The 6067-nt window shown below is 62.3% G+C and carries 5 protein-coding genes; 3 read left to right on the top strand and 2 right to left on the bottom strand.

Going from position 1 to position 6067, the window contains the following annotated elements:
• Window positions 1-58 precede the first annotated feature (58 nt).
• The gene (gcvT, locus tag V3572_RS04230; protein ID WP_332109733.1) at window positions 59-1138 is read right to left on the bottom strand and encodes a glycine cleavage system aminomethyltransferase GcvT; all 1080 of its coding nucleotides are present in this window, start codon (window positions 1136-1138) and stop codon (window positions 59-61) included.
• A gap of 35 nt (window positions 1139-1173) precedes the next feature.
• Window positions 1174-2934, bottom strand: coding sequence for a hypothetical protein (locus V3572_RS04225; protein WP_332109732.1), 1761 nt, complete (start codon window positions 2932-2934; stop codon window positions 1174-1176).
• 216 nt (window positions 2935-3150) lie between these two features.
• On the opposite strand from V3572_RS04225, the gene V3572_RS04220 reads away from it, so the two are divergent.
• From V3572_RS04220 to V3572_RS04210, 3 genes are all read left to right on the top strand, one after another.
• Entirely contained in the window at window positions 3151-4122 is a 972-nt protein-coding gene (locus tag V3572_RS04220; RefSeq protein ID WP_332109731.1) for a GAF domain-containing protein, read from the top strand.
• Window positions 4123-4292: 170 nt separating this feature from the next.
• Window positions 4293-5324 (top strand): rod shape-determining protein, encoded by a 1032-nt coding sequence (locus V3572_RS04215; RefSeq protein ID WP_332109730.1) that lies wholly within the window; start codon window positions 4293-4295, stop codon window positions 5322-5324.
• A 9-nt stretch (window positions 5325-5333) separates the two neighbouring features.
• Window positions 5334-6067 (top strand): inositol monophosphatase family protein (locus V3572_RS04210; protein WP_332109729.1); only part of this gene is annotated, 734 nt, incomplete at its 3' end.

Here is a 6067-nt window from a genome sequence, read left to right as displayed (position 1 = left end):
GGGGAAACCTTTTTTAAAAGGTTTCCCCCCTGGCCACCGGAGGTCTTCCCGTCTTTTTCTACGCCAGCTTCTTCCGGGCCGTTCCCTCTTTGTAAAAGGGCAGTTCCGTCCGGACGGCGGCGAGTTTGGTTTTGGCGGCCTTGACGGTGAAGTCGGTTTTTTCGGCATCGTCCATGGCCACGTAGGCCAGGGCGATGCCGTGCCCCAGGCTGGGCGAGAAGGAGCCGCTGGTCACCCGGCCCGCCTGGGCGTCGTCGCAGAGCACGAGGTCGTTGTGCCGGGCGCTGCGCCGTCCGGGGACGGCCAGGGCGATGAGGCGCTCCCGGACGAGTCCGGCCCCGGCGCTGCCCATGAAGGCCCCGGGCTTGAGCAGGCTTGCGTATCCGGCCTCGGAGGGGGTGTGTTCTTCGTCCAGGTCCTGGCCGTAGAGGGGATAGCCCATTTCCAGGCGCAGGGTGTCCCGGGCGCCGAGTCCGGCGGGCTTGACGTCGGGGTCGGCCAGGAGTTTTTCCCACAGGGCGAGGGCCTTGTAGGCCGGGAGGAAGAACTCGTAGCCGAGCTCCCCGGTGTAGCCGGTGCGGCTGACCAGAAGCGGCAGCTTTTCGAAGGTGACCCAGGTGCAGTTGAAGTATTTGAGCTGCGACCAGTCGCCGGGCAAAAGCCTGGACAGAACCGCGAAGGAGTGCGGTCCCTGGAGATCGATCTTGGCGGTCTGGGCCGAGATGTCCTCAAGCAGGATCGCTTCGGGCATAAGCGCGCGCAACCGGGCGAAATCGGGCGCGATGCGCGAGGCGTTGACCACGACCATGAACCGCTCGTCCTCCAGGCGGTAGACGATGAGGTCGTCGATGATCCCGCCGGCGTCGTTTAACAGAAAGCCGTAGCGGCATTTGTTTACGCCGAGGGTCTCCACGTCCTGGGTGACGCAGCGGCCAAGGGCCTGGGCCGCGCCGGGGCCTTGCACCGTGAATTCGCCCATGTGGCAGATGTCGAAGATGGAGGCCTTGGTTCTGGTGTGGGCGTGCTCGGCCAGGATGGACGTGTATTGCACCGGCATGGCGAACCCGGCGAAGGGGACGATTTTGGCTCCCAGGCCTTGGTGATGCGCGGTCAAGGGCGTGGTGGACAGGTTTTCCACGATGGTTCCTCCGAGGTGTAGGGGTTGGCGGCCGGTCACATGGGATCGGCGGTGAGCGGGAGGTTCAGGCCTTTTTCTTTCTTGGCCTTGCGGATGGACTTGAATTCGTCCAGGAGGGCGACCAGCCGTCCGTAGGTCTTTTTCACGGACAGTCCGTATTCGGAGAGTTTTTCCTCCCGGGGCCGGATGTAATTGGCCGCCAGGTAGCTGTCGCTTAAGACCTTCTCTCCGATATGCAGAACTTTTTCGACAAGCGTTTCAAAATAATTGACGATCTCGAATTTCAAATCGTTCATGATCTCCACGTAGAGGGTCAGCATCTTGAGATAGGAGATGCGTTGTCCTTTGTAGTGGCGATCCTGGAGATCCTCCAGGTCTTTGACCTTGCGGGCCTGCTGGATGTAGCTGTAGCGGCTCCAAACCTCCTGGTACAGTTCCCGCATGGCGTCGAAGTCGTCGTAGTGGTCGGCGTTGAGCAGATAATTGTCCAGCACCTTGACCACGTTGGAATAGAATTCGTCGGAATAGCCGATGATCCGCCGTTGGTGCTTGCCAAGCCAGAAATAGAGGCACTTCAAGCGTTTTTCGTGGGTATCGGTGTTTTCCACCACCTCGTTGCGCTTATAGATGACCCGGCCGTTGTATTCCCCGCGCACGATGTCGTTTAAGCGCAGGAACATGGTGTAGATGTCTTTTATGATGTTCACCCGGGGCAGGGGCTTGGCGGTCAGGGGATGGATGATCTCCTGGGCGGCCACGGACAGGGCGCGGTCCTGGCGGACGTTGTTGGGATCGTATTTGTGCTGGCGGTAGGTGACGCGCAGGATGACCACGCGCCGTTTCTTGTCCACAAAATAGCCGCCCTCGTCGAGGACGGCCACCAGATCCTTGTGCAGGCTGTCGATGGAGACCAGGGCGATTTTTTCGACCCGGGGATAGTATTTGGCCTCGGGGTGGGACGAGAGGCTGGTGATGCAGCGGTCGGTCTGTCCCAGCACCCGGACCATGAACTGTTCGCCCATGCGGAACAGCCGCCGGGCGAAAAGGGCCGAAGAGGTGCGCCGCTCGGACACGATGGGGAAACCGTAGAGCTCCATCAGGAACTGATAGACGAAATTCCGGTTGCGTTCGTATTTGCGGTCGTCGCCCACGGAAAACTTGCGGATGTTTAAGCCGAAGCGTTTGAGCTCCGTGTCCAGGTAGGACGGAAAGGAGCAGTAGACCCCGGAAAGGTAGAAATCGTTGTGGCTGTCCTGGGAAAAGACATGGGCCCGGTCCATCTGCAATATGGTGGGCAAAAGGGCCGGATAGTTCTCCAGGCTGCTCACGTCGCGGTCGGAAAAATCGGAGCGGAAGGCGTCCTGGGCCATCTTGGGCAGGCGGGCGCAGAAGGTGCGGATGTTCTGGGTGAAGATGGAATGCTCAAGGGGGCATTGCTCCCGGTATTCCTCGGCGTTGTAGTCGTGCAGGCAGTGCAGGATGTCGTACTGGAAGATTTCCTGGAAATAGCGCAACGGCCTGCCCAGGGCCACCATGGAGAATCCGGGCAGATCCTTGTATTCGTAGAGGTCGCCCTCGAAGGAGGGCAGAAGCTCCCGGGGGTCCACCAGGGGATAGTGGGGGAGTTCGAAATAGGGCCGCAGGAGGCAGTGCTTGATATGCACCAGATCAAGGAACCGTTTGAGATCCGGAATGTTCTGGAGGCGTGTGATCTCCGTGGGCGAGGCTTTTTCCGGAGAAATGGCGAAACGGAATTCGCGCACGCGGCTGAAGGCTTTTTCCCAGGTGAAGGCCATGGTCCGGTGGTCGCTCCTTGGTGGCTGGCAGCCGGGACAGGGTCCGCGCCGCTTTCCATTCGCCTGGAAGTGGGGTATCCAGTGCAAAAGGCGACGTGACGAATGCCCGATCATCCATGTGTGGAATCCCTGCATGTACGGCATTAACCGAAAAAAATAAAGCTTTTCTTTGCCAGGAAAGCGCTCCCGGAAGCGTTTTCCGGATCATGGGTTCCCATGGCCGACACCGCGTTTTTCCATAAGCTCATGGCCTTGGCCCTCAACGTCTTCGACGCCTATTCGGCCGTGCTTTTTCTGTCCGATCCGGATTCCGAGGACTGCCGGGTGGCGGCCCATTACAGCCTGGGCGACGACGTGAAGGCCGATGTGGTCATCTCGCCGGGCATGGGCCTGGCCGGATGGATCATCCGCAACCAAAAACCCTTGTTGGTGGGAAATTTCGACCAGAAACGGGGTTTTCTGGGGTATTACGACCAAAAAGACGAAGCCCGCATCCGGGCCTTCATGGGCTGCCCCGTGCCCCTGTGCGGCGGCGCCGTGTGCCTCGACAGCCGCAAGACCTTCACCTTCGGGGAAAAAGACCAGAAAATCCTGGGGCAGTTCGCGGACATCGCCGCCAGCCATGTCATGGCCGAGCGCCAGCGCGCCGAGGACGCCCGGGACGCCCGCTATCACCGGGCCTTGGCGACCATAAGCGGCCTGCGCCGCAGCCATCCCACCTGGCCCGCCTTCCAGGCCGCGCTGCTTGGCGCCCTCTCCGAAGCCACGGGGTTTTCGGCCTGTTTCCTGGCCGTGCGCGACGAATCCGGCCATGGGTATTATCTCGAAGGACCATGCCGGGGGGTGTTCGAACATCCCCTGGATGCGCCCAAGAAATTCACCATGGGACAGGGCCTGATCGGCTGGGTGTTCAAGAATAATTCCCCGGCGTTTGTGGGCGACGGGGAGTCCTCCGCCGCCCCGGCGCCGCTTTTTGGCAAGGATGTTCCGGCCACGGAATTTCGCAGCGTGATCTGCCTGCCCCTGGCCTTTGCCCGGCGCTCCCGGGCTGTCCTGGTCCTGGCCGACGAGCGCCCCCTGGGCTTTGGACCGGACATCAAGGATTTCGCCCGCATGACCTCGGAATATCTGGTCCTCTTTCTTGAGAATCTGCACCTGAAAAGTCGTCTTTCCCACGGCCCGTCATAGACTTTTTCCCCGAGGGACTCTAACATGCGCCCGACCGGATTTCCGGCCCGAGGGCGTCATGCGGTGTTGCGCATGGCCGGGCTTATTTCCGGAATTGGTCCGCGCGCCTTCTTTGCGCCTCTTTTCTCTTGAAACCACCCCCGGCCCGAGCCGGACAATCGGTAGGCACCATGTGCAGCTTGTTTTCCCGGATGTTCAATTTCCTCGGCAAGGATTTGGCCATGGACCTGGGCACGGCCAACACCCTTTTGTATGTGCAAAGCCAGGGCATCGTCCTCAACGAGCCCTCGGTGGTGGCCATCGACAACCGCACCAACGGACTTATGGCCGTGGGCACGGAGGCCAAGGAGTTTCTGGGGCGCACCCCGGATCGCATCCGGGCCATCCGGCCCATGAAAGACGGGGTCATCGCCGATTTCGAGGTCACCCGGGCCATGATCGCCTTTTTCATCCGCAAGGTGATCCACGGCTTCCGCTTCGCCAAGCCCAAGATCGTCATCTGCGTGCCCACGGGCATCACCCAGGTGGAAAAGCGCGCCGTCATCGAGTCCGCCCAACTGGCCGGAGCCCGGGACGTGCGTCTGGTGGAGGAGCCCATGGCCGCCGCCATCGGCGCGGGGCTGCCCATCGAGCGCCCCACCGGGAACATGGTGGTGGACATCGGCGGCGGCACCACCGAGGTGGCCGTCATCTCGCTTTCCACCATCGCCTACGCCGAGTCCGTGCGCGTGGCCGGCGACGAGATGAACGAGACCATCCAGCGTTACGTCCAGGACCAGTTCCAGGTGCTCATCGGCGAAAATCTGGCCGAGGAGATAAAAATCGCCATCGGTTCGGCCATGCCCCTGCCCGAGCCCAAGAGCATGGAGATCTCGGGGAAAAGCCTCATCGACGGCACCCCGAAAAACGTCACCATTTCCGACGGGCACATCCGAGAGGCCATCAAGGATCCGGTCAACATCATCGTGGCCGCCGTGCTCAAGGCCCTGGAGAAAACCCCGCCCGAACTGGTGGGCGACATCGCCCGAAACGGCCTGCTCCTGGCCGGGGGCGGGGCCCTGCTTGCGGGTCTGGACCGGCTCATCGTGCAGGAAACCAACCTAAGCGTCTTCGTGGACGACGATCCCCTGACCACCGTGGTGCGCGGCACCGGCAAGACCCTGGACGACCGGGAACGCTTCGCCAACGTGTTCATCAACTAGCCGCGTCCCATGCAAGACCTTCTCGCCCAGGCCGCCGCCGTCGTGCAAAGCGCCGGCGACATCATCCGCGACCATTGGGACCGCAAAAAAGACATCCGCAAAAAGGGCCGCATCGATCTGGTCACCCAGACCGATACGGCCGTGGAACGCTTTCTGGTGGAGGAACTCGGCCGCCTGCTCCCGGGAAGCGCCTTTCTGGCCGAGGAATCCGCAGCCACGACCGTTCCCGGCCCCCGGACCTGGATCATCGACCCCCTCGACGGCACCACCAACTACGCCCACGGCTTTCCCTTCGTCTGCACCTCCGTGGCCCTGTGGGACGGGGACAAGGTGGCCCTGGGCGTGGTGCATGCCCCCATGCTGGGGGAAACCTTCCTGGCCGCCGCCGGGGGCGGGGCCACCTGCAACGGCCGCCCCATGCGCGTCTCCCAGACGGCGCACCTGGCCGACGCCCTGGTGGCCACGGGATTTCCCTACGCCATCGAGACCCACATGGCCGACATTTTAGTCGAACTGGAACGGGTGCTTGCCGCCACCCAGGGCGTGCGCCGCCCCGGTTCCGCCGCCCTGGACCTGGCCTACACCGCAGCCGGACGTTTCGACGCCTTCTACGAAAAGGCCCTCAACCCCTGGGATACGGCCGCCGGATGGCTTTTGGCGGTCGAGGCCGGGGGATGCGTCACCCAGTACCTCCCAGACGTCCCGTATGGCCTCACGGCCCCGACCATCCTGGCCACCAACGG

It is taken from the genome of Desulfolutivibrio sp., from assembly GCF_036584575.1.
In the GTDB taxonomy this organism is placed as follows: domain Bacteria; phylum Desulfobacterota; class Desulfovibrionia; order Desulfovibrionales; family Desulfovibrionaceae; genus Desulfolutivibrio.
Note: the sequence above shows the minus strand (reverse complement) of the source record. Positions and strands in the feature narration are given on the sequence as shown.

Excerpts from the sequence above, each read along its gene's own strand:
- V3572_RS04225 (WP_332109732.1), bottom strand. The coding sequence starts at position 2,934 with ATGGCCTTCACCTGGGAAAAAGCCTTCAGCCGCGTGCGCGAATTCCGT.
- V3572_RS04220 (WP_332109731.1), top strand. The coding sequence starts at position 3,151 with ATGGCCGACACCGCGTTTTTCCATAAGCTCATGGCCTTGGCCCTCAAC.
- V3572_RS04215 (WP_332109730.1), top strand. The coding sequence starts at position 4,293 with ATGTGCAGCTTGTTTTCCCGGATGTTCAATTTCCTCGGCAAGGATTTG.